The 22886-nt window shown below is 35.6% G+C and carries 26 protein-coding genes and 1 other annotated feature; of the genes, 23 read left to right on the top strand and 3 right to left on the bottom strand.

Annotated elements, in window-relative coordinates; genetic code table 11:
- Positions 1–16: 16 nt before the first annotated feature.
- The 12 genes from qcrB (at position 17) to OR571_RS18920 (ending at position 10470) form a co-directional block, all read left to right on the top strand.
- A complete protein-coding gene (qcrB, locus tag OR571_RS18975) occupies positions 17–691 on the top strand; it encodes a menaquinol-cytochrome c reductase cytochrome b subunit (protein WP_282245117.1) in 675 nt (224 codons plus the stop codon).
- 41 nt (positions 692–732) lie between these two features.
- A complete protein-coding gene (locus OR571_RS18970) occupies positions 733–1512 on the top strand; it encodes a menaquinol-cytochrome c reductase cytochrome b/c subunit (RefSeq protein WP_282245115.1) in 780 nt (259 codons plus the stop codon).
- 87 nt (positions 1513–1599) lie between these two features.
- A complete protein-coding gene (gene lhaT, locus OR571_RS18965; RefSeq protein ID WP_282245114.1) occupies positions 1600–2196 on the top strand; it encodes a lipoprotein heptaprenylglyceryl N-acetyltransferase LhaT in 597 nt (198 codons plus the stop codon).
- Positions 2197–2256: 60 nt separating this feature from the next.
- Positions 2257–2934 carry a zinc metallopeptidase gene (locus tag OR571_RS18960; protein WP_282246294.1) on the top strand — a complete coding sequence of 226 codons (678 nt, stop codon included), beginning with the start codon at positions 2257–2259 and terminating at the stop codon, positions 2932–2934.
- Between the two features lie 525 nt (positions 2935–3459).
- Positions 3460–4440 carry an ABC transporter substrate-binding protein gene (locus OR571_RS18955; RefSeq protein ID WP_282245113.1) on the top strand — a complete coding sequence of 327 codons (981 nt, stop codon included), beginning with the start codon at positions 3460–3462 and terminating at the stop codon, positions 4438–4440.
- A gap of 18 nt (positions 4441–4458) precedes the next feature.
- Positions 4459–5493 (top strand): ABC transporter permease, encoded by a 1035-nt coding sequence (locus OR571_RS18950; protein ID WP_282245112.1) that lies wholly within the window; start codon positions 4459–4461, stop codon positions 5491–5493.
- Positions 5486–6283, top strand: a complete 798-nt coding sequence (locus tag OR571_RS18945) for an ABC transporter ATP-binding protein (RefSeq protein ID WP_282245111.1) — start codon at positions 5486–5488, stop codon at positions 6281–6283. Before OR571_RS18950 ends, OR571_RS18945 begins: the two co-directional genes overlap by 8 nt.
- A gap of 480 nt (positions 6284–6763) precedes the next feature.
- Positions 6764–7029 (top strand) — a binding site (T-box leader).
- A gap of 64 nt (positions 7030–7093) precedes the next feature.
- Complete coding sequence (locus OR571_RS18940; RefSeq protein WP_282245110.1) at positions 7094–8308, top strand: MFS transporter; 1215 nt, start codon at positions 7094–7096, stop codon at positions 8306–8308.
- An 80-nt stretch (positions 8309–8388) separates the two neighbouring features.
- A complete protein-coding gene (locus OR571_RS18935) occupies positions 8389–8772 on the top strand; it encodes a VOC family protein (protein WP_282245109.1) in 384 nt (127 codons plus the stop codon).
- A gap of 306 nt (positions 8773–9078) precedes the next feature.
- Positions 9079–9570 carry a DNA topology modulation protein gene (locus OR571_RS18930; protein ID WP_282245108.1) on the top strand — a complete coding sequence of 164 codons (492 nt, stop codon included), beginning with the start codon at positions 9079–9081 and terminating at the stop codon, positions 9568–9570.
- 25 nt (positions 9571–9595) lie between these two features.
- Positions 9596–10027, top strand: coding sequence for a hypothetical protein (locus OR571_RS18925; RefSeq protein ID WP_282245107.1), 432 nt, complete (start codon positions 9596–9598; stop codon positions 10025–10027).
- A gap of 98 nt (positions 10028–10125) precedes the next feature.
- The gene (locus OR571_RS18920; RefSeq protein WP_282245106.1) at positions 10126–10470 is read left to right on the top strand and encodes a hypothetical protein; all 345 of its coding nucleotides are present in this window, start codon (positions 10126–10128) and stop codon (positions 10468–10470) included.
- Between the two features lie 75 nt (positions 10471–10545).
- On the opposite strand, the gene OR571_RS18915 is transcribed toward OR571_RS18920, so the two are convergent.
- On the bottom strand, positions 10546–11490 hold the full coding sequence (locus tag OR571_RS18915) for a DMT family transporter (protein ID WP_282245105.1): 945 nt from the start codon (positions 11488–11490) through the stop codon (positions 10546–10548).
- Positions 11491–11614: 124 nt separating this feature from the next.
- Here OR571_RS18915 and OR571_RS18910 point away from each other — a divergent pair, with 124 nt between their 5' ends.
- The gene (locus OR571_RS18910) at positions 11615–12487 is read left to right on the top strand and encodes a LysR family transcriptional regulator (protein ID WP_282245103.1); all 873 of its coding nucleotides are present in this window, start codon (positions 11615–11617) and stop codon (positions 12485–12487) included.
- Between the two features lie 73 nt (positions 12488–12560).
- On the opposite strand, the gene OR571_RS18905 is transcribed toward OR571_RS18910, so the two are convergent.
- Positions 12561–13421: a DMT family transporter gene (locus OR571_RS18905; protein WP_282245101.1), complete on the bottom strand. Its 861-nt coding sequence runs from the start codon at positions 13419–13421 to the stop codon at positions 12561–12563.
- A 126-nt stretch (positions 13422–13547) separates the two neighbouring features.
- Between OR571_RS18905 and OR571_RS18900 the strand changes: the two genes are divergently transcribed.
- From OR571_RS18900 to OR571_RS18855, 10 genes are all read left to right on the top strand, one after another.
- Entirely contained in the window at positions 13548–14417 is an 870-nt protein-coding gene (locus tag OR571_RS18900; RefSeq protein WP_282245099.1) for a LysR family transcriptional regulator, read from the top strand.
- Between the two features lie 122 nt (positions 14418–14539).
- Positions 14540–14968, top strand: coding sequence for a flavoprotein (locus OR571_RS18895; protein WP_282245098.1), 429 nt, complete (start codon positions 14540–14542; stop codon positions 14966–14968).
- Positions 14969–15030: 62 nt separating this feature from the next.
- A complete protein-coding gene (locus OR571_RS18890) occupies positions 15031–15246 on the top strand; it encodes a VOC family protein (protein ID WP_348775061.1) in 216 nt (71 codons plus the stop codon).
- A gap of 354 nt (positions 15247–15600) precedes the next feature.
- On the top strand, positions 15601–16593 hold the full coding sequence (locus OR571_RS18885; protein WP_282245096.1) for a zinc-dependent alcohol dehydrogenase family protein: 993 nt from the start codon (positions 15601–15603) through the stop codon (positions 16591–16593).
- 140 nt (positions 16594–16733) lie between these two features.
- Positions 16734–17186: a MarR family winged helix-turn-helix transcriptional regulator gene (locus OR571_RS18880; RefSeq protein ID WP_282245095.1), complete on the top strand. Its 453-nt coding sequence runs from the start codon at positions 16734–16736 to the stop codon at positions 17184–17186.
- A 25-nt stretch (positions 17187–17211) separates the two neighbouring features.
- Positions 17212–17730 carry a spermidine/spermine N(1)-acetyltransferase gene (gene paiA, locus OR571_RS18875; protein WP_282245094.1) on the top strand — a complete coding sequence of 173 codons (519 nt, stop codon included), beginning with the start codon at positions 17212–17214 and terminating at the stop codon, positions 17728–17730.
- A gap of 660 nt (positions 17731–18390) precedes the next feature.
- The gene (locus OR571_RS18870) at positions 18391–18708 is read left to right on the top strand and encodes a PadR family transcriptional regulator (protein ID WP_282245093.1); all 318 of its coding nucleotides are present in this window, start codon (positions 18391–18393) and stop codon (positions 18706–18708) included.
- Complete coding sequence (locus OR571_RS18865; RefSeq protein ID WP_282245092.1) at positions 18695–19261, top strand: DUF2812 domain-containing protein; 567 nt, start codon at positions 18695–18697, stop codon at positions 19259–19261. Before OR571_RS18870 ends, OR571_RS18865 begins: the two co-directional genes overlap by 14 nt.
- Positions 19262–19283: 22 nt before the next feature.
- Positions 19284–20552 (top strand): erythromycin esterase family protein, encoded by a 1269-nt coding sequence (locus OR571_RS18860; RefSeq protein ID WP_282245091.1) that lies wholly within the window; start codon positions 19284–19286, stop codon positions 20550–20552.
- 29 nt (positions 20553–20581) lie between these two features.
- Positions 20582–21175, top strand: coding sequence for a DUF2441 domain-containing protein (locus OR571_RS18855; RefSeq protein WP_282245090.1), 594 nt, complete (start codon positions 20582–20584; stop codon positions 21173–21175).
- Positions 21176–21246: 71 nt separating this feature from the next.
- Here OR571_RS18855 and OR571_RS18850 read toward each other — a convergent pair whose 3' ends face one another.
- Positions 21247–22734 (bottom strand): catalase, encoded by a 1488-nt coding sequence (locus OR571_RS18850; RefSeq protein WP_282245088.1) that lies wholly within the window; start codon positions 22732–22734, stop codon positions 21247–21249.
- Positions 22735–22886 lie beyond the last annotated feature (152 nt).

Here is a 22886-nt window from a genome sequence, read left to right as displayed (position 1 = left end):
AGGGGGTACGACATCAGTGCTTAATAAAATCTATGATTGGGTGGATGAACGTCTTGATATTACACCTATATGGCGTGATATCGCAGACCACGAAGTACCAGAACACGTAAACCCTGCACACCATTTCTCTGCATTTGTTTATTGTTTCGGGGGATTAACATTCTTCATTACAGTAATCCAAATTCTATCCGGTATGTTCTTAACTATGTATTATGTACCAGATATTGAAAATGCATGGGAATCTGTTTACTACCTTCAAAATGAAGTAGCATTCGGTGAAATCGTGCGTGGGATGCATCACTGGGGAGCATCGCTTGTTATTGTTATGATGTTCTTACATACATTACGTGTATTCTTTACTGGTTCTTATAAAAAACCTCGTGAACTTAACTGGATGGTTGGAGTATTAATCTTCGCTGTTATGTTAGGTTTAGGTTTTACAGGATACTTACTACCTTGGGACATGAAAGCATTGTTCGCAACAAAAGTAGGTATCGAAATTGCTGCATCAGTTCCATTTATCGGTGGAATAATCAAAACATTACTTGCTGGTGATGAGCATATCATCGGTGCACAAACTTTAACAAGATTCTTTGCGATTCATGTGTTCTTCTTACCAGCTGCATTATTTGGTTTACTAGCAGCACACTTTATCATGATTCGTCGTCAAGGTATTTCTGGACCACTATAATGGGTAAGTGGCACAGATAATTCTTAAAAGGAGGGGACATTATGCATCGCGGTAAAGGTATGAAATTTGTTGGTGACTCACGTGTCACAGATCCAGCTAGCAGACCAAAGAAAACTCCGAAAGACTATTCTGAGTATCCGGGTAAAACAGAAGCTTTCTGGCCAGACTTTTTATTGAAGGAATGGTTAGTCGGTGCTGTTTTCTTAGTAGGTTATCTAGTTCTAACTGTAGCACATCCGTCTCCACTGGAACGTCCTGCTGATCCAGCGGACACTGGCTATATTCCAGTACCAGACTGGTATTTCTTGTTCTTATACCAGTTATTAAAATATGAGTTTGCTTCAGGTCCGTTTAACGTTATCGGAGCAATTATCATGCCAGGTTTAGCTTTTGGTGCACTTCTATTAGTACCATTCCTAGACACAAGTAAAGAAAGACGTCCATTTAAACGTCCTTTACCAACTGGTTTTATGCTTTTAGCAATCGCTGCAATGATTTTCTTGACATGGGAATCTGTTGTTAATCATGACTGGGAAAAAGCTAAAGCATATGGTGAGATTAGAGAAGAAGTTGCAGTTGAGATTGATGAAACTTCGGAAGGCTATCAGTTATACCAAGCATCGTCTTGTATTGGCTGTCATGGTAATGCATTCGAAGGTGGTTTAGGTAAGCCGTTAATCGGTTTAGAATATACTCCTGATGAAATTGTTAACATTGCACATGAAGGTTTAGGTGGGATGCCAGGTGGCACTTACCAAGGTACGGAAGAAGAGCTTCATAAATTAGCGGAGTTTATTACAACGCTTCAACCATCGGAATAATAATTCATGCAAGCTAGATATAATAAAAGTTAAGAGAGTCAGGTAACTGGCTCTCTTTTTTTACTTACCCAATAAAGGAGCGTTTTGATGAAAGAGCTGATAGCGTATGGGAAGTTAGTGCTTTTTAATAAGTCGTTTATGTGGTTATTGTTCATAGTGAATTTGTTAGGAACCATTTACGGGTATATTTGGTATGAAAGCCAGCTCTCTGTAACAGAACCTAAATTTCTTCTTTTCGTTCCCGACAGTCCAACAGCTAGCTTATTTTTTACAATTGCATTACTTGGTTGGTTAATGAAGAAAAATTGGAAGTTAATAGAGGCGCTTGCGATTATTACATTGGTTAAATACGGAGTATGGGCAGTTGTCATGAACATTTGGACATATATGGAGACTGGTTCCATTGGATGGATGGGATGGATGCTTGTCGTTTCTCATTTTGCGATGGCATTACAGGCTATTCTTTATATCCCTTTTTACCGATTTACATTCGTACATATTTTTATTGCGGCAGTTTGGACATTGCATAACGATGTTATAGACTATGTGTTCGGTCAGATGCCCGTATATCGTAGTTTAAGCGAATATGCTAGCCAAATTGGCTATTTTACTTTCTGGCTATCGATTGCATGTATTAGCATTGCGATTGTTGTTTATCAAAAAAGGTCAAAGCGAATTAGTTGAATGAGAATGGATAACCTATTAAAATAATAAGTATAGATAAGAAAGGGGAAATGCTTCGTGATTTCTTATATCATATATTTTGCAATAATTTTGTTATTGCCGATATATGCACAAATGAAAGTAAAAAGTACGTATAAAAAGTATTCAAAAGTACGCTCCACTTCAGGTATGACAGGTGCACAAGTAGCAAGAACTATTTTAGATGCAAATGGTTTATATGAAGTGAAGGTAGTGGAAAGTAGCGGTTTTTTAAGTGATCATTACAATCCGATGACTAAGATTGTCGCATTGTCTTCCCATAACTTTCATGAAGCTTCCGTTGCAGGTTCTGCTATCGCTGCACATGAAGTTGGACATGCGATTCAACATAAAGAAGCTTATTCCTTCTTAACTTTACGCCATAAACTAGTACCGATTGCGAACATTTCTTCTAACGCATCATGGATTTTCGTTATGATTGGGATATTTGCTTCCATGAGTGGATTGCTGTTACTTGGTATCTTGTTATTAGCTGCTGGTGTAGTATTCCAAATTGTAACCCTGCCAGTTGAGTTTAATGCATCGAATCGTGCAATGGACCAGATGGTTTCGTTAGGAATTATTCGGAACGAAGAAGAGCGCCATGCGAAGAAAGTATTAAGTGCTGCCGCATTAACATATGTTGCAGCTACAGCAGTCGCTGTACTTGAATTATTGCGATTAGTATTAATCTACACAGGTATGTCAAGAAACGATTAAAATGAAGAAAAGGGATTGTTCAATGAAAATTGAGCAATCCTTTTTTTCACCAGTTAAATTGGTTGCTTTTGAATAGAATTAATTACCTTTAACCATTATCTGGATGATAGTATGCCAAGATACTTCACCTTATAGGGAAACTGCGCGGTAAAGATCTTAAGATGTTCGCCATGTTTTCCGCTCCAGGCGGACGCTTTCCGTGGGGCGAGCGGTGAGCCTCCTCCTCCGCTAACGCTACGTGCGGGGTCTCACCAGTCTCGCTAATCCCACAGGAGTCGCCGCCTTGCACTCCAATCACCTAAAATGTGTTGCTCTGTAGTCAGTGTCATAGCACCAAAGGGGTTCTTTGTCCAAAGTAAACCGAACAAGTATAGGTGTATGCCTTACTCTTTATTAATTGGAAAATATTAAAAAATTCATAATGTTATTGACTATCAATCAATTGCAGTGTAACATATCTTTAAATCCATACTTTAACGAGTTGAATCACTGATGTGGACCATTGATATAGGGGGGATAATAGAGATGAAGAAAATAGCATTTATTTTATTGGCAGCTGTTTTATTTTTAGCTGCATGTGGAGGAGAGAGTGAACAAAGCTCTACTGCTAATGCAAAGGAAGACAAGAAAACATTTAAAATAGGTGTCACACAAATTGTCGAACACCCATCGTTAAATGCAGCATATGACGGGTTTCAAAAAGCTTTAGAGGATGCCGGTTTGGACGTTGAGTATGAAGTTCAAAACGCCCAAAATGATAATAGCCAAAATACAACTATAGCAAACAACCTAGTAAGCGCAGGAGTAGATCTTATTTTTGCAAACTCCACACCAAGTGCTCAAGCAGTTGCAAGTGTGACAAAAGATATTCCAATCGTTTTCACATCTGTTACAGATGCAGTAAGCGCTGAATTAGTACAGTCAATGGAACAACCAGGTGGAAATGTCACTGGAACTGTTGATACGCAGCCAGAGGCAATTCCAAGTACAATCACCTTTTTAAAAGATGAGCTAGGTGCAAAAAATGTAGGTATGGTGTTTAACGCAGGAGAACAAAACTCACGAGCACAAGTAGATGCAGTAAAAGAGCAAATGAGTGCTGTTGGATTAAATGTAGTAGAAGCGTCTGTATCTACTTCAGCTGAAGTAAAACAGGCTACTGAATCGTTAATTGGAAAAGTAGATTCCTTATATATTATTACGGACAACACAGTTGTTTCTGCACTTGAATCCGTTATCTCTGTTGCAAATGACAATAAGCTTCCTATGATGGTAGGCGAATTTGACTCTGTTAAACGTGGAGGATTAGGGGCTTACGGTTTTGAATACTTTGATATCGGTTATGAAGCAGGAGAAATGGCGGTAAAGATTTTAAATGGTGAAAGTACACCAGCTGATTTACCAGTTCAATATCCACAAAATTTACGCTTTGTGCTAAACAAAGACACTGTAGATGCCCTTGGATTGGAAGTAAAAGATGAGTGGAAAGCAGAATTTGCTGAATAGATAGGAGTTTGATTCTTTATGTTTACAGCTATTTTTGGATCTGTAGAGCAAGGAATCATCTATGCAATTATGGCACTCGGAGTGTATTTAACATTCCGAGTGTTAGATTTTCCTGATTTAACCGTAGATGGAAGTTTCGTTACGGGTGCAGGAACAGCAGCGATGATGATTGTGTTAGGATATCATCCGGTCATTGCAACGCTTGTTGCAATTTTAGCTGGTTTTATTGCAGGATGTATTACTGGATTATTACATACAAAAGGGAAAATCAATCCTTTATTGTCTGGGATTTTAATGATGATTGCTTTATATTCGATTAACTTACGGATCATGGGATTCACCGTGGAGAATTCCGTTGGACGGCCGAATATTCCTTTATTGAATTCAGAAACTTTGTTTAGTCAATTTAACAATTGGTGGGGAAGTTTAGGGGTCAATGAAGCAATTAATAATGCTTTAAGCGGAATTGGTGTGAAGTCATTACCGCAGACTTGGGGAACAATTATCATCGTATTTATTTTAGTTGTACTGATTAAATTGATTTTCGATTGGTTCTTAAAAACAGAAGTAGGTCTGGCCATTCGTGCAACAGGTGATAACAAAAAGATGATTCGCAGTTTTTCAGCGAATACAGATAATCTAGTTATCGTTGGGCTTGGGATTTCCAATGCACTCGTCGCGTTTTCTGGTGCATTACTCGCACAGTATTCGAAGTTCGCGGATATCGGAATGGGTATTGGGATGATTGTTATTGGTTTAGCGTCTGTTATTATTGGAGAAGCAATATTTGGCACAAAATCAATCGTGCGTACAACACTTGCTGTCATTGCAGGAGCGATTATTTATCGAATCATACTTGCGTTTGCACTTCGTATCGATTTACTGGATACAGGAGATATGAAACTAATTACGGCTTTGATTGTAATTATTGCGTTAGTGCTACCAAATTATTTTGATAAACGTCGAGAGAAAAGCAGAAAAGCAAAACGACATGCTGAAAGAATGGCAAGTTCGACTATTGTAACAGAGCAGGAGGGGAAAAACCTTGCTTAAATTACAGGCGATCAATAAAATTTTTAATGAAGCGACAGCGGATGAAAAGATTGCACTAGATCACATAAACCTCGAGCTAAAAGCAGGAGATTTTGTCACGGTTATTGGTAGTAATGGTGCAGGAAAATCAACGATGTTAAATATGATATCAGGAGCACTTACCCCTGATTTTGGAGAAATAATAATTGACAATAAAGATGTAACAAGACTGCCAGAATTTAAGCGCTCCCAGCTAATAGGGCGTGTCTTTCAAGATCCTATGGCAGGCACCGCTCCAACAATGACGATTGAAGAAAATTTAGCAATTGCTTTTTCTAGAAATAAAAAACGGAGCTTAAAAAGTGGTGTAGATAAACAGCGAAAAGAGTTTTTTCTGCAATCGCTCGAGACGCTGCATTTAAATCTAGAAAATCGATTAAATGCAAAAGTTGGACTTTTGTCTGGCGGGGAAAGACAAGCACTTTCGCTATTGATGGCAACATTTACAAAGCCATCCATCTTATTACTAGATGAACATACTGCAGCACTAGATCCGTCTAGAGCAGAATTGATATCCAATCTAACGAAGCAGCTTGTAGAAAAAGATCAATTAACGACACTAATGGTGACACATAATATGCAACAGGCATTAGATCTTGGAAATCGATTAATCATGATGGATAAAGGGCAAATCATCTTAGAAGTAGGGGAAGAAGAAAAGAAAGATTTAACGATTGCAAAACTTATGGAGGAGTTCCAACGAATCCGCGGTGAAAAATTAACGAGTGATCGTACTTTATTGTCGGTCTAAACAGAGAGCTGTTCATACTTACAAGAATCTTTTCACTAGCTTTTATAATCTAATAAAAAACGCTACTAGATTGCAGATGATTTAGTAGCCGTTTTTTATGCATGTTAGGATATAATTTATTTAATGCCTAATTAATCGAAATCGTGAAGCTGTGCAGAAGGGCAATGCTTACTAATCCTTTGTTTTGTCCAAATTACAAATAAAACAATATTTCGCAACGAAAGTGGAGAGCAATTAAGTGCTCAAGATTTTATTCGAAATTCAAATATTAGAGTTGTTTTAGATAATCCCCAATATATTCAAAAAGTAAAGAAAGCAGAGAAATAGTAGCTAAAGAAATTATTTTGATTAAACAATGACAGTGGAACAATGATAATTGTTTACTTTACTACAGAACCTTAAAAAATAATTTCACTAATTATTATTTCTTTTCTCTATTGCGTTTTAGTTCAAAATATTATAGGATATACAAAATCTATATAAAAAGCGATGAAGAGAAGAGTAAACATGCGTACTATCTACAGAGACCTCTGTTAGCTGAAAAAGAGGGATAGGAAATGTGTTGAAACAAGGCTTGGAGCTGTGCAGGGGATTTGTTTGCTTGGAACAATGATGATGCAACGTATTCTCACGTTAACGAGATAGAGTATCGCTAGTGGATCTATTCACTAAGCCGTACTTGATAAGGCTTCCGTAGAAATATGGAAGTGAACTGGGGTGGCACCGCGATATGACTCGCCCCCAAGATGAAAATCTTGGGGGTGAGTCTTTTTATTTTTGTTTTACAAAAAATAAAATGGAGTGGTGCATATGTCTAGTTGGAAGTATCCTTTAATGCTACTGGGAGGAATAGGCATCTCAAATGTGGGAGCTTGGGTTTACCTAATTGCATTAAACTTAATTATATTGAATGAGTCGGGCTCTCCCCTTGCAATTGCTTTATTGTATATACTTGGTCCCATTGCAACGATATGTTCGAATATTTGGGCAGGAAGTTTAATTGATCGCGTTAATACAAGGCGACTTATGATGGTATTAGACTTTTTTCGAGCACTATGTATTGCGTTTATTCCATTTTTACCGTCCCTTTTTTATGTGTATATATTAGCGTTTATCATTAATATGGGAAGTGCTATTTTTCAGCCGACATCGATGGTTTATATGACTAAACTAATACCTGAAAAAGACCGGCAGCGCTTTAATGCATTACGTGGTTTTATCAATTCATGTGGATCACTAATAGGCCCTGCCATTGCAGGGATTTTGTTTTGGATGGGCACGCCTTATACTGCTATCCATGTGAATGCAGGGGCTTTAGTTTTTTCGGCACTTATTATTTTGATGCTACCTGATGTTGATTTAAGACTCGAAGAGATAAAGGGGCAAAGATTTACTTGGGATATGATTAAAAAAGACTTGCAGGTTGTTTTACATTTCAGTAAGGACCATGCTTATATCACAAAAATCTATTTATTATTTTGCGGAGCTACTATATGCATGACTGCAATTGATTCTCTCGAGGCTGCATTTGCTAAAGGTGTACTTTCCATATCCGATACCAATTATGGGTTTTTATTAAGTGTTTTTGGAGCAGGGATTATTATGGGATCCATCATTAATGCAGTATTTTCTAAACGGCTTGCAGTCAATATTTTAATGGGGTATGGTACCATTTTTACCGCTATTGGGTATATAGTGTTTTACAGTTCGAATGGGTTTTTTAGTGCTGCACTTGGTGTATTTTTAATCGGATTTGCTGTAACCTTTGCAAACACAGGGTATTTAACTTTCTATCAAAATCATGTTCCTGTGAAAATAATGGGGAGGTTTGAAAGCATCTTCAGTGTTGTGGAAGCAGGTTTTATTGTTGTATTAACGGTTTTGATCGGTTTAGCAGCTGAGTTAACTTCGATTCGTCCGGTTGGGTTGATAGGATCATTTGGCTTTTGCTTATTAGCGTTGGTGGCCAGGAAAGTAGTAGCAAGTGGAAACCAGAAGGATTATTTTAAAAAAGATATGTTATAGTTAAAGTCAAAGTGGTAACAATGGCGAATAGGAGCACAACACTGCCATATGTCATCATTAACAAGGGAGGCAATTACAGTATGAACATCATAGTTACGAGTATATTTGTACAAGATCAAGACAAGGCACTGGAGTTTTATACCGAAAAGCTAGGGTTTGTTAAAAAACAGGACGTTCCAATGGGGAAATTTAGATGGATTACGCTTGTTTCACCTAATAATCAGGAAGGTACCGAGCTTTTACTAGAACCAAATGACCATCCTGCTGCCCAAGAGTATCAAAAGAAAATATTTAACGATGGTATCCCAGCAACAATGTTTGGCGTAGAAGATATTCAAATGGAATACAAACGACTATTGGAAAAAGGTGTAAAGTTTACTATGGAGCCGACAAAAATGGGCGAAGTCACTATAGCTGTCTTGAATGATACTAGTGGTAACCTTATTCAAATAGTGCAGAAATAAACTTGTAGCTTTATTAGGAATTTTTATCAAAAAACAAACTACTTTATGTTAACCTCATCTTATTTTTTAGATGGGGTATTTTTAAAGTTATAAAACTAGATTGATTCGGCTACAAGCTAAAGCTGTTCAAGAAACAGGCTTTATCATTTGAAAACAATCGCTTTTTAATCGTATATATATATATATTTATTTTATATACTTAGATATGTGTACTTAATTTAGTAGTTCATTTGACTGGTTAGAAAAACTACACTACTTACTTGTTTCTAAAGCTACTATAAAAAGTACATAAAGAGGTGGCAGACGTTGAAAAAGATTGCATTAATTGGTTCGGGAGGGTCAGGAAAGTCTACCCTGGCACGTAAGTTAGGGCAAAAGTTGAATATAAATGTTTATCACCTAGATGCATTGTTATGGAAGCCAAATTGGACATCATCATCTAAAGAGGAGCAAATAAAAATTCAAAACGAGTTGGTAATCAAAGAAGAGTGGATTATTGACGGAAATTATAATGGTACGATGGATATAAGACTCAATGCCGCAGATACCGTTGTCTTTGTAGATATTAATAGAGTAATATGCGTATATAGAGTTTTGAAGCGGATGATTCAATTTCGTGGAAAAACGAGACCAGATATGGCGGAGGGTGTCAATGAAAGGCTGGATTTTAATTTCTTAAAATGGGTTTGGGATTATAAAAAAACAAGGAAACCGATTGTATTAAGGAAGCTTGAACAACTGCCTAGTGATAAAAAAGTTATTATTTTAATGTCTCCTAGAGATGTACGACTTTTTTAGATAAGGTTCAGAAGGGATTTAACAAATGACACATGAAATAGTTAAACGAATATTAATAGCTGTTATTTCGACAGTATTATTTTCTATTTCGCTTGCAATATTTGTGTACACACCCGCTTCTAATAGAGAACCAGATTCTTCCTATAATTCTCTGTTAGGACTTTTTACTATCTATGCTTTATTTTCGGGTCCAGTCTTCGTAATTGCTGGTATTATTTGGTCTTTTATTTTTGATAAAATAAGTAGGAAATATCTAACAAGAAGTAAAAGATATTTTACAAAATTTATTTTATATATAATAGCAGGTCTAGGTAGTACAGTGATTTTTTTATTTATTATTTCAAATGGAAAAATTATATCAAATACAGAAACATTTAGTTTTTTATTATTGGGAATAATTGCTTCACTTCTTTATTATCATTTGCTAATCATTTGGCAGTTTTTGTTTAAAAAATGAAGTGATTATCATTGAAATGTTAATACTGAAACTCTCTATAAATTACAGATAGGCAAATTAGTAAGCATAATTGACTTTCGGCAAGGAGTGTATATATTTTGAATAGGATTATAGAAGACGAACATTACTACAATAATAGATATGAAGTTGTTACCGATTTCATACAGTTTGAAAGAGTCTATATGGTGGATGAATACCAATTTAATGATAAAACGTATGAGGCTTTAGGGAAAGTGTATGAAATGTTGCCTTCTTACACAGGCAACCAAACCACGCTTCCTAGTTGGTTCGGTGATGAGGAAAAAGGAGATAAATACTTTATCACTGTTTCTTTTGAACCGTCTGGACTGCAGTTTTGGGGTAAAATACCTACAACGGATTTTTTACAATGGGAAAGTAAATTCCATGATCTCATAAAGGATTTTCCTTTTAAATATCAGTAAAGTACTTTAGTTGAACAAGGAAAGAGAGGTGATAATACAGCTCTCTTTTGGATCAACTAAAACACCCCATACAAGCTAGGCTTTAGAGCCTTCAGCAGTTTTGTGAAATCTTTTTCTCATATAAGGATTCTTGAACTTCATTTCTGCAGCTATGACACCTATAAAAATGAGGATTGCTCCTATGTAACCCTTAGCTGGAAGTGTTTCTCCAACGAACATAAAAGCGAAACCGGCTGCGAAAACTGGTTCTAATGAAAATATAAGACCCGTGTGCGTGGGAGTGGTATGTTTTTGTGCTACAGCTTGGCCGATAAATCCAATTGCACTGCATAGGATACTTAAAGCCATGATGGAAACCCAGGATTCAGTTGTGTTAGGAAGATGTGGCTTTTCCAAAAACAATGAAAATAGCAGTCCCCAAGTCCCTGCAACCCCAAGTTGTATAATCCCGAGTGTGATCGAGTCCACATTTTTCGTCAACTTATCCGTAACAATGATCTGTGTTGCATAAAATACTGCACCTAAGATAATTAAATAGTCGCCAGAATTAATCTTTAATCCATTGTTCAATGTTAAAAGTGCAATCCCTAGTATTGCGATACACACGCCAAAGATCACTTTTTTTTCTGGTTTTATTTTAAATAATATCGCTAATAACAACGGAACAAATACGACGGAGAGACTAAATAAAAATCCCGCATTTGAAATAGACGTGAACTTTAATCCAATAGTGACAACAGTAATTACTAAAAACAAGATGGTCCCTAATATAAATCCATAAAAAAACGTTTTAAAATCAATACGAATTAAACGCTTGTAAAATACTGCCCCGGCTAAAACAAAGGCTATGCCAAAACGTAAAGCTATTAAGTTAAATTCTTGTAGAGAATCGAGGCCCATCTTCATAAATAAGTAGGACGAACCCCATAACATGGTCACCATTAACATCATGAAGTCTGCTTTTAGTTGAGTGTTTAATCCTCTTCCATTTATCATCCCGAACAATTTATTCCCATCCATTTTTAGCTCACCTTCCTTCTTCAAAATTGATTATTGATAAGTATAAATGTAAACTGTAGATTAATAAAATGAATGTTTTTAAGTCCTTATATGAAATAATTTAATGTAAATGGAGGGGATAAACTTGTCTCTTGCCAAGTTTGAAATATTTAGTACGGTTGTAGAATTAGGGAGCCTCACAAAGGCGGGCGAAACTCTTGGTTTAACTCAGTCCGCAGTAAGTCACGCAATTGCAAGCTTAGAATCAGAATGTGGATTTACAATACTCAATCGAAGTCGTTCGGGTATCCAACTAACAAGTAACGGTGAACGGATCTTAAAGTACATACGTGAAATACTTAAGTGGAATGAAGAAATGTTTCAAGAAATAGCGAATATAAAAGGTCTTGAAGTTGGAACTGTACGGATTGGAACCATTTCGAGTGTTTCTATCCACTGGTTACCTGAAATTATGAAAACATTTAATGAACATCACCCTTCTATCGAAATTAAACTAATGGAAGGGGATTATGATGATGTGGAGCAATGGATCTCCACAGGTTCGGTTGATTTTGGCTTTGTATCACTACCGACCTTGCAACAATTTGAAGTGATGCCATTAAAAAAAGATAGAATGCTTTGTATCCTTTCAGAAGACCATCTGCTCGCGGAACAAGAGGAAATCAGTTTTGCAATGATCAAAGAGGAGCCTCTCATTAAATCGAAAAAGGGCAGTGACAACGATTTGATCCGAATACTAAAAGAAAACAATGTCACACCGCATATTAAATTTGAACTTTCAGATGACCAAGCTATAATTTCGATGGTGGAAAAGGGGATGGGGATCAGTATCCTTCCTGAAATGGTTTTACATCGAGTTCCAAACAATGTACGAATGCTTGCGTTGGAGGGAGAAAATTATCGTACACTTGGGATTGCTGCTACTTCTTTTAAATCCCTTGCTCCAGCTACAAAAAAGTTCATTGATTTTCTGAAATCATGGCTAAGTGCTAACTGAAATTACAAGCTTCAATGTAAAAATGCCTAATTCCTCTTGGGTCAGGAATTAGGCTTTAATTTTGTCCTATAATTTAAGTGAGTTTTGTTTTGAATGTAGTATTTGCTATAAGAACGCCAGCTATAATAAGCGTAGCCCCAAAATAACCTTGTAGACCCATAATTTCATGAAGGAAGATGTATGCAAGTATAGCTGAAAAAAGAGGTTCAAGAGAGAAGAGAAAACCTGCACTTTCAGCGGTCGTGTACTTTTGTGCGATGGACTGCATGACAAAGCCAAAAGCAGAACAAAGAAGTGCTAGGCCAAGTATGGATAACCAATGAACAGTGCTTTTGGGCAAGACAGGAGTTTCGAACAAAAAAGTTCCGATCGTCGCAAAAAGGGTTGCGAACCCCAATTGAAATATCCCTAGCAGTAAGGCATCTACTTCACGCACAAAGCGGTTTGTCACAATTATATGAATTGCATATAGGAAGGCTGCTACTAAACATAGAAATGCACCAGTTGCGATATTGAAATCCTCCCGAACTAGTAGAAATATTAAACCGGTAGTTACAATAACAACACCCCATACAATTTTTTTACTAGGCAGCCTCCGTGTAATGAAAATTTGTAAAATGGGAACGAGAATTACTGTTGTACTCGTCAGAAATCCCGCAGTAGAAGCAGTCGTATTTTTCATGCCATATATGAGTGCAAAGAAAATGTTAAAGAGCAGTACACCAACTAATGCACTGTATTTCAACGTTTTAGCATTGAGCAGGACAATTTTACGGAAGAATATCGCTATCATCACGATAAATGCAATGCCAAATCGTAAAGCAACAATGGTTAGTGGAGGGATATCATCTACAAGAACTTTCATAAAAATATATGATGCTCCCCAAGTCGCTGAAACCAACGCTAACAACCAGTTTGCTTGTCGTTGTGTCATTATTAGCATTCCTCCTTTCTTCAATTTCTATAAATCTAACCAATATCGTATCATCCATATTTGCATTAATAAAACGAATAATTATAATAGAACTATTAGAAACTCTAATGTAAGGGGGCGATTTGAATGAATTCATATTATGCTTTTATTAAAGCCATTGAAACAGGCAGTTTTACGAAAGCTGCTGAAGAGCTAGGTTATACTCAATCTGCCATTAGCCAAATGGTCCATTCATTGGAGCAAGAACTCTCCACAACGCTTATTTTACGTTCACGTACAGGTATTACATTGACACCTGATGGCGAGGAATTTTTACCATATATTAAGAACATTTATAACTCACATAGAAAATTGGTAGAAAAGCACAAGGAGATGGTGGGGTTACATAGAGGTCTTATACGAATCGGAACTTTTTCTAGTGTGTCATGTCATTGGCTACCTGTATTGATGAAGGATTTTAAGAAAAAGTATCCTGCAGTTCAATTTGAATTACATCAGGGTGAATACACAGATATTTCGAATTGGATCAAAGAGGGATCCGTAGATTTCGGCTTTGTGAATCCGAACTCTGTATCCAATTTGACTACCATTGCCTTGGAGGAAGATGATCTGCTTGCTGTGTTGTCGGCAAATCATCCTCTCGCTACAGCAGAAAAGGTTACATTAAAAGAATTAACGGAAGGGCCTTATATCCTTTTAGATGAAGGAGAGATTAATGAGCCATTAACTATTTTTAAACAAAATAACTTAGAACCGAATATACAATACCGCGTACATGATGATTATACGATTATGTCCATGATTGAGCAGGGGCTTGGCATATCAATTCTACCAAAGCTTGTGCTAAGTAGATGTCCGTATAATATTGTCACGAAAGAAATTTCGCCATCTGTCATTCGTACAATTAGCCTTGCATACCAGGATAAAAAGGTATTGCCAATAGCAAGTAAGTATTTTATTGACTTTATCATTGAGAGATATGAAAAGACGCCATGACGTGCAGAATACCACTGTGATGAATAGCGCATATTAATCATTTTTTGAACTTGCGCAATTTAATAAAGGAATTAGTCTTTTTATGTAGAATGGTAACTATAAACACATTTAAGGAGTTTTTTATGCAAAATTCATTTTCAAGTTTTTTAGATAATTATTTAGAAATATGGAGAAATTCTTCTTTAGCGGACTTGAAAAATATCTTATCAAAAGATTATAAAGCAAGAGAAATAACAGGTGAAGAGATAGTTGACTTTGGTTATGAAGAGTCAATAAAAGGATGGGAGCAAGGTTTTAAATTTGCTAAAGAAAATAATGCCGAGTGGAAGATTGATGTAATTTCAATGCTTCCTTTAAGAGAAGGTGAAACCATGGTTATTATATCAGCTACTTTAGTTAATCAAGGTAAAAGTTTAGAGACAGCCAATTTGTTCTTTCAGACGTTCCAAAAAAATAGTAAGAACGAATGGAAGTTAGTTAGAAGCTATATAGAAGCTGGAATTCCTTATGTAAATATCAATAACTTGATATTCAACCAATGCAGCAGTTAAGTAAAAAAGTAAATTCCCATACTGATCAAGAACAAATAGTATAAATGAAAGTAGTGACATAAATGATTGAAAGAATTGACACCGTATGTATAAAGGTAATGAATGTTGAAGAATCAAGTAAGTGGTATCAAAATATTATGGGGTTTAAAGAGACTTATAAAGGTGAGGGTTATCGAATTTTGAGTATTGGAAACAGTGCGGTACCTTTCACGATTGAAGAAGGTGATGTAATGTCTACTAATAATGGAACATATCCTATATTTTTTCAAAAGATATAAATGAAACATATAGAAAACTAAAAGACCTAGGCGTCAATATTAGTGAATTACATAATGATGGTGTAAACAACTTTTTTGATGTTTATGATCTAGATAACAATAAACTTCAAATTTGTTATTGGAAATAAAATAAAATCCGTAAAGGAGAATGACCGTCTTACTACGTAGGATATTAGGCAAGATATTTTTGAAACAATAACAATTTCTTTGTGAAACAATATAATAAAACTCGTTATCCAATATAAATGATAGGGAGTAGAAAGAATCATAGAAGTAATAAATGGTTTCCTTTTACCTAGAAGTTAAGTTGAAGATAAATATTTAAATAAATTTAATTGAAGGAGAAGTAAAGTTTTGGATGCAAAATGTATTAAGTTTCATGAATTTGGTAGACCTAAAGACGTCTTAAAAGTTGAAAATAAAATCATTGAATCACCAATGGAACAAGAAGTACTAGTTCGAATGTTAACACGGCCTATAAATCCTTCTGACTTGATACCGATTAGAGGAGCATATGCTCATCGAATTACTCTACCGAATATCCCGGGATATGAAGGTGTGGGTATTGTAGAAGATGTAGGACCATTAGTCTCTCGTCATCTAATTGGTAAACGTATTTTGCCATTGCGAGGAGAAGGCACATGGCAGGAATATGTTAAAACATCTTCAGAATTTGCAGTTCCTATACCTGACTCTATTGATGATATTACCGCAGCACAGATGTATATTAATCCAATTACAGCAATGGTAGTTTGTTATGAAGTATTAAAGTTAAAACCAGCTGATGTTTTATTGGTTAATGCATGTGGTTCTTCTATTGGTCGTATTTTTGCTCAATTATCAAAAGTTTTAGGTTTTCGATTGATTGCTGTTACTAGAAATGACAATCATACTGCGGAATTACTTGATTTAGGTGCTTCTTTTGTGATTGATACATCTCAAAATCCGCTATATGAAACGGTTATGGATTTGACAAATGGCATAGGTGCAGATGCTGCTATTGATTCTATTGGAGGCTCATCTGGAAACGACTTAGCTTTTTGTGTGCAACCAAATGGTCATTTTCTAACTATTGGTCTTCTATCAGGAGTACAAGTGAACTGGGCGGATATTGTAAAAAGAGCAAAGGTGAATGCTAATATATTTCATTTACGAAATTGGAATAAAAATGTCTGCGCAAATAAATGGCAAGAAACCTTTAACTGTTTGATAAGACTAATAGAAGACAAAAAAATGCATTTGATGTCCCTTGATTCTCAATACGATCTAGCCAATATTAAACAAGCGGTGGATGCTGTTGAATCTTCTAAAATATCTAGAGGGAAAGTCTTTTTAACATCCTATTGAAGAAGTAGAGGGGGCTCAGGTGATTCTTTAGAAATAGAATTGTATACAATTCTATTTGTTGCAAATGCAACAAAAATAGGGTAAATTTAATCTATAATAAATGTTGTATTTACAATAAAAAGCAAAGCAAGGAGTTTATTATGAAGGATATTCTTCGTGAAATTGGTATGATAGCAAGGGCATTGGATTCGGTAAGCAATATAGAATTTAAAGAATATGAGCTTACAAAAGGACAATATTTATATCTTGTGCGAATATGTGAATCCCCAGGAATCATTCAAGAAAAGTTAGCTGAGATGATAAAGGTAGATCGAACAACAGCAGCTCGCTCGATAAAAAAACTAGAATTTAATGGTTTTATTGAAAAAAGAGAAGATCAACATAACAAAAAAATTAAAAAACTCTTTCCAACAGAAAAAGGGAAAAATGTTTATCCTTTTATAAAAAGTGAAAACGATTATTCGAATACCATTGCTTTAGAGGGATTTTCCGAGAGTGAAGCAGAAATTATTTTCCATCTCCTTCAAAGGGTGAGAAGAAATATAGAAAAAGACTGGGAATTTGTTAAAAAGGGAAATAAGAGAAACTATTGAATATATAAAGGGGCACTCGAGTTATATGACGATACATATTAAAAAATGTACAATTAAAGATTCTAGCAAATTACAAGAAGTTAGTTATGAAACATTTAATGAAACGTTTAAGCATCAGAATTCACCAGAAAATATGAACACCTATTTGCAAAAAGCATTTAATCTATGTCAATTAGAAAAAGAATTATCTAATACTTCTTCCCAATTCTTCTTTGTTTATTTCAATAATGAAATCGCAGGATATTTAAAGGTCAATATGAATGATGCTCAGTCAGAAAAAATGGGTGACGATTCAATTGAAATCGAGAGGATTTATATAAAGAACCAATTTCAAAAACACGGGCTTGGTAAATACCTGTTCAATAAAGCGTTGGAAATTGCGCAGGAAAGTACAAAAAAGAAGATCTGGCTAGGTGTATGGGAGAAAAATGACAATGCCATTGCTTTTTATAAAAAAATGGGCTTTGTTCAAACTGGAACCCATTCTTTTTTTATGGGGGATGAAGAACAAATTGACTTTATCATGACCAAAACGCTGTTATAACTTTTTAGAAATAGACTTTGAATTGGGATTGTTTTTAGCAATCTCATCAACTATTATTTTTGCCAATACGTATTTAGATGAAAATCCTACAAAATTTCCACTAAACGTTGTATTGTCAACGGGATTTAATGATGGGGATCTCTAAAATATTAGTAAGAAAAGTTTGAAACAATAACTGTCTTAATCGGCTGAAAGAAGCTTAAAATTAGAGGTAGGGTGAGAATATGAAGCCTATTTTACTATTTATTTTACTGGTGTATTGCCTTGGATTTATCATGGCAGGCCTTTATATGCGGAACAAGAAAAACAGAAAAGCAGCGGTAATACATATATAATAACTGGATTACTAGGATTTATTGTAGGAATGATTTATCACTTTTTCTTCACTTAAAATTTTGTGACGCTGACCTATTAATTAAAAACCTATCTGTCACACTTTTCAAAAATGGATTTCATTTGAATTTAATTAAATAAGAATACCCAAAAAGTCGTTTTCCCTTACATAAGAGAAGCGGCTTTTTAGATTGTTCTTCCTTGTTATCAAACTTTTTACGTATAGTTCTTTTATGAATTATGAAAATATTGTTGACTATTCAGTTGAACTGTATTATCTTTTTATTAAGTTGAACTATATAGTCGAACTGAATAGAGGGTGAGAAGATGAAACATAAATTATTGCCGTTGTCTGAAACGATGCATTATATTTTGCTGGCCTTGCGTGAGCCGCTCCATGGCTATGCTGTAATGCAGAAGATTGAGGAGATAAGTAACGGTACTGTTATTTTAGCAGCTGGCACATTATACGGTGCGATAGAAAACTTGAATAAGCATGGTTGGATAGAACCTGTTGGAGAGTCAGGTCGGAGAAAAGTTTATATGATAACTGAGGAAGGAAGTGCCACTTTAAAAATGGAACAAAACAGGTTATTGCATATTTTATCCTTGTACGAAGGAAGTGAATCAAATGAAGAAGCTTAAGACGTTTTTTGATATTGAAAAAGAAGAGCAATGGCTGAACGAGCAATTACAAAAGGGCTATCGTTGTACAAATATTAGTGGATTAGGTATATACACTTTTGAAAAAACCGACAAGAGATATGTGATGCGACTGGATTATCAAGATTATTTATCAAAGCAAAAGTTTAAAGATTATAGAGGGATATACGAAGACTTCGGTTGGAGTTATATAGATGGCCCTTGGCTAGGAGGAATTCGTTATTGGCAAAAAGAAGAGGATAACCAAAATGAAATCTTCTCAGATCGAGAGTCAACGAGTAATTATTATAAAAGATGGATGGGTTATTCAGCTAGTTTAGCTATAGTGTTCTTGTTTTTTTCTTATACGCTTTACAAGGATTCAGGTTTATATTTAGCGGAAGGACTTTGGAGTATGGAAGGCTCCTTATTTTGGAAAGCATTTTTATTTGAAACTCCATTTGCTCTTTTGAGGTTACTTCCCGCTCTTATGGTTGTTTTCTTTGCTAGCAGTTTCTATAAAGCTTATCGAAAGTATTCCATGTTAAAAGAATAATAATAAACAAGGGGATTTGAAGATGTATTTTTCTAAAAAGAAACCTTTCTTATTGGCTAGTATTTGTCTCATGATTGTTTTATCGGCGTGCAGCAATAACGATAAAGTGTTTGATGAAGCCGAAAAATATATTTCATCTGTAAAAGAAATTAATATTCCAGATGATGTAACAATAATCGGCTTGGGAGAGGCAACACATGGAAATGTAGAGCTTCAGAAGTTGAAAAAGGATGTATTTGAAGCACTAATTAAAAATGAACAAGTTCGTGTTTTTGTAATAGAAGGGGACTTTGGTGGCGGACAGGAGATTAATCAGTTCATTTTAGAGGGAATAGGTTCTGCAGAAGAAGCCGTGAACGCACTTGATTATAGCATTTATAAAACGGAGCAAATGATTGATCTTGTTCAATGGATGCATGATTATAACGCTACGGCTAGTAGCGATGAAAAACTATATTTTTACGGAAATGATATGCAGCGATATGATTACAGTAAAAAAGGTCTGCTTGACTTTTACGAAGTTGTCAACAAGGATGCTAAACAACAATATACAACTCAACTAGAATTTGCTTCAAATGATACGATGAGAACATTATCAACGAAGCAACTGAAAGAAATTGATGAAGTACTAGATCATATCATTTCAGAACTGCAATCAAATAAAGTTGCATATATCGAATATTCATCGCCGGATATGTTTGCCTTTGCTTTCCAATACGCCCAACTAATGAAACAAAGAACAGAGCTATTTTTAAATGAGGGGGATTACCAACAACTACGTGATCAGTTCTTAGCAGACAATTTGCAATGGATTGTTGAAATGGAAGCGGCTCGTGGTAATGATAAGGTATTCTTCTCCGGACATAATGGGCATATCGAAAAAACGTCGGCTTCATTAGCTGGTTATAAATCGATGGGCAATTATTTAGATGAGTTATATGGGGCCAAGTATTTTGCAATCGGTACTGACTTAATGAATAGTAATTTTCAAGCCTTAAACCGCGGATCAGATAAACGAAAGAATTATAAGATAAAGAATCATAATGATTTGGTTGATGCATTTCGTGAAGTAGAGCCAGCTATCTTTTACGTCGATTTTGAAATAGCAAGTGAGTCAAAGGAATTGTTAGACATTATAAAAAGTAAACAAAAAATGGTGAACGTGGGGGACGATTTTCGTTCTTGGCAAAAGCTATTAAAAATGTTTTATACGATTGAAATGGTACCCAATAAGGCCTATGATGGCGTTATTATTTTAAAAGAAACAACACCAACAGAGGTAATTGAGTGAACTAAGCAAAGACAGATAGGGGAATGATCATGAAAGAGAATGAGTTGTATGTTTATCATCTTGTAACGAGGAAAAAAATGAGGCTAGGTCAAATAATTAGCTTTGATAAGAAGCAAAAAAATTCTTTATATCATTTCTTTTTTGAGAGAGAACAAATGAATGCTAAAGGAAAAGATTTTTTTCAGATTTTACAAGAGAATTATTCAAATGCTGGCTTATCCCTGAATAAAGAAAATGCGGATGTAACCATTAACTATGCAAATCAAACAATAAGAGCGATAAGAGAGGTAATTGTTGAAATGGTCAGGCTTCAAGAATATCCACAATATCCTTCAAGACTGTCATGTTTATATGCCACAAAAACCTATGAAGATGTAATGAAATGGAAAGCACTATTTGATAGTTATAATCGGAAGGTTTTACAGATTGTTAAACTTCAAGTTAATGGTAATTTTTTTGAGGGAGAAGGAAACCGATTGCCAAAAGAGGATGGGGTTTCCTTTTCTCAAAAAATAGAACAAGCTAGAGAATATTGGCATGGAAATGTAGAAAACGAGCTTTCTGAATTGTTAATTGATGGGGAAATCGAAGTAGTGGAAATTATGAAAGATTTCACTGCATAGGAAAAGTCAGTTTAGAAAGAAGGAAAATTATAAAAAGCACCGCAAAATTGCGGTGCTTTTGTTACTCTATATTAGTCAGCGAAAGCTAAAGCAGCTTCTACTTCGCCCCATGGAATATCCAAAGCTTCTGCTACACCTTTACCATAAGCAGGATCTGCTTTATAGCAATGAGTAATGTGACGCAACTGAATGTGTTTGTCGACACCTGCCATGTTTCTTCCAGTGTTATCAAATAATAATTGTTGTTGCTCAGGGCTCATTAATCTAAATAATTTACCTGGTTGTTCGAAATAGTTATCATCATCTTCACGGAAGTCATAAATATCTGCTGGGCCATCAAGTGCTAGCGCAGGATCTTTGAATTCCGGTTGTGATTTCCATTGACCATAAGTGTTTGGCTCGTAATGAAGTGTTGCACCTAGGTTGCCATCCGTACGCATAGCTCCATCTCTATGGAAAGAGTGAACAGGGCATCTTGGTTGGTTAACTGGAATTTGGTGGTGGTTAACACCTAAACGGTAACGTTGTGCATCTCCATAAGAGAATAGACGGCCTTGTAACATTCTGTCTGGAGAGAAGCTAATACCAGGCACTACGTTTGCAGGTGTAAATGCTGCTTGTTCTACTTCTGCAAAGTAGTTTTCTGGGTTACGATTTAGTTCCATTTCTCCAACTTCGATTAATGGATAATCTCCTTTGTACCAAACTTTTGTTAAATCGAATGGATTGTCAGGATGATTTCTTGCTTGTTCTTCTGTCATCACTTGGATGTACATTTTCCATTTAGGGAAGTTACCTTGGTCAATATTTTCTAATAGATCACGTTGGTGACTTTCGCGGTCTTTTCCTACTAATTCTTCCGCTTCTTGGTCTGTTAAATTCTCAATTGGCTGTTGAGAACGCATGTGGAATTTCACCCAAACACGTTCATTGTCCGCGTTAATCATACTGAATGTATGGCTACCAAAACCGTGCATATTACGATAAGTTGCTGGAATACCGCGGTCACTCATAACGATTGTTACTTGGTGAAGTGCTTCCGGAAGGGAAGTCCAGAAATCCCAGTTATTATTTGCACTACGCATATTCGTTCTTGGATCACGTTTAACAGCATGGTTTAAATCCGGGAAGTTAAGTGGATCACGGAAGAAGAATACTGGTGTGTTGTTTCCAACTAAATCCCAGTTTCCTTGTTCTGTATAGAAACGCATAGAGAATCCGCGAATATCACGTTCTGCGTCAGCTGCTCCACGTTCACCAGCTACAGTTGAGAAACGTACGAACATGTCTGTTTCTTTTCCGACCTCTGAGAAGATTGCTGCTTTCGTATATTTTGTAATATCATTTGTTACAGTGAATTTACCGTATGCAGCAGAACCTTTAGCGTGCATACGACGCTCTGGAATTACTTCTCTATCAAAGTGAGCAAGTTTTTCTAATAACCAAACGTCCTGAAGTAAAAGGGGACCTCTTCTACCAGCAGACATCGAGTTTTGGTTGTCTACTACAGGAGCGCCTGCAGCAGTCGTTAATTTGTTGTTGTTTGTATTTTCCGGCATTAATAATTCCTCCTAGATTAGAATCTTTATAATTCAATAATTATTATATCAAACTGGTGGAAATATTGCTAGAAATCAAATGTGACATTTTAATAGTTTTTATTTACTATTTATTCTGGTTTATCTGACTAAAGAAGTAAAATGCTAATACA

It is taken from the genome of Psychrobacillus sp. NEAU-3TGS, from assembly GCF_029955155.1.
In the GTDB taxonomy this organism is placed as follows: domain Bacteria; phylum Bacillota; class Bacilli; order Bacillales_A; family Planococcaceae; genus Psychrobacillus.
Note: the sequence above shows the minus strand (reverse complement) of the source record. Positions and strands in the feature narration are given on the sequence as shown.